The following is a 1,610-nucleotide window of genomic DNA, read 5'->3' on the forward strand; positions in this document are numbered from 1 at the left end:
GGCTTCGAGTGACCTCTGCCCCGCGCCGCGGCCCAACGCCGCTGGCCAAACCCGCTGGTGCCAAACCGGCCGTTGCCAACCCGATCCCACCGATCACCTTCCCCGAATCGCTGCCGGTGTCGTCGCGGCGCGACGAGATCGCGCAGGCCATCGAGGCGAACCAGGTCGTGATCGTCTGCGGCGAGACCGGCTCCGGCAAGACCACGCAGCTGCCGAAGATCGCGCTCTCGCTCGGCCGTGGCAGGGGCGCGGGCGGCAAGGGGCTGATCGGCCACACGCAGCCGCGGCGCATCGCGGCCTCGAGCGTGGCCAAGCGCATCGCGCAGGAGCTGAACACGCCGCTGGGCGAGCACGTCGGCTTCAAGGTGCGCTTCCAGGACCGGCTGTCGGCCGGCGCGAGCGTCAAGCTGATGACCGACGGCATCCTGCTGGCCGAGACGCAGACCGACCCGCTGCTGAAGGCCTACGACACGCTGATCATCGACGAGGCCCACGAGCGCAGCCTGAACATCGACTTCCTGCTCGGCTACCTGCGGCAGATCCTGCCGCGCCGGCCCGACCTGAAGATCATCGTCACCTCGGCCACCATCGATGCCGACCGCTTTGCGCAGCATTTCGCGTCGCGCCAGGGGCCGGCGCCGGTGATCCAGGTGTCGGGACGGTTGTTTCCGGTGGAGCAGCGCTGGCGGCCGTTCGAGGAATCCCGCGAGTACGGCCTGAACGACGCCATCGGCGATGCGGTCGACGAGCTGTGGCGCGAGGGCGCCGGCGACGTGCTGGTCTTCCTGCCGGGCGAGCGCGAGATCCGCGAGGCGGCCGAGCACCTGCGCAAGCACCACCCGCCGGGCGTCGAGGTGGTGCCGCTGTTCGCGCGCCTGAGCCAGCAGGAGCAGGATGCCGTGTTCGAGCCGCACAGCGCACGCCGCATCGTGCTGGCCACCAACGTCGCCGAGACCTCGCTGACGGTGCCGGGCATCCAGTACGTGATCGATGCCGGCACGGCGCGCGTCAAGCGCTACAGCTACCGCAACAAGGTCGAGCAGCTGCAGATCGAGCCGGTCAGCCAGGCGGCGGCCAACCAGCGCGCCGGGCGCTGCGGGCGCGTCAGCAACGGCATCTGCATCCGGCTCTACGACGAGAAGGACTACACCGAACGGCCGCGCTTCACTGATCCGGAGATCCTGCGTTCGTCGCTGGCTGGCGTGATCCTGCGCATGATGTCGCTCGGGCTCGGGCTGGTGGAGGACTTCCCGTTCCTCGAGCCGCCGCCGCGCCGCGCGATCGCCGACGGCTACCAGCTGCTGCACGAGCTGGGCGCGGTGGACGAACAGAACGAGTTGACGCCGACCGGCCGCGAGCTGTCCAGGCTGCCGCTGGACCCGCGCGTCGGCCGCATGATCCTGGAGGCGCGCAACCGCGAATCGCTGGCCGAGGTGCTGGTGATCGCGTCGTCGCTGAGCGTGCAGGATGCGCGCGACCGGCCGATGGAGCACCAGCAGGCGGCCGATGCGGCGCACAAGAAGTTCGACGATGACCGCTCCGAGTTCCTCGGCACGCTGAAGCTCTGGAAATGGCTCGAAGACGCGCGCGGCGGCAGCAAGGAGCACAAG

Annotated in this window: 1 protein-coding gene; it reads left to right on the forward strand. The window is 70.0% G+C overall.

What is annotated here, in order from left to right; all coding sequences use genetic code 11:
• Nucleotides 1–41: 41 nt before the first annotated feature.
• The coding region (hrpA, locus tag AC1DXV_RS34430) for an ATP-dependent RNA helicase HrpA (RefSeq protein ID WP_477938023.1) at nucleotides 42–1,610 on the forward strand (1,569 nt) is incomplete at its 3' end.

Source organism: Rhizobacter sp. P3_C12 (genome assembly GCF_056402735.1).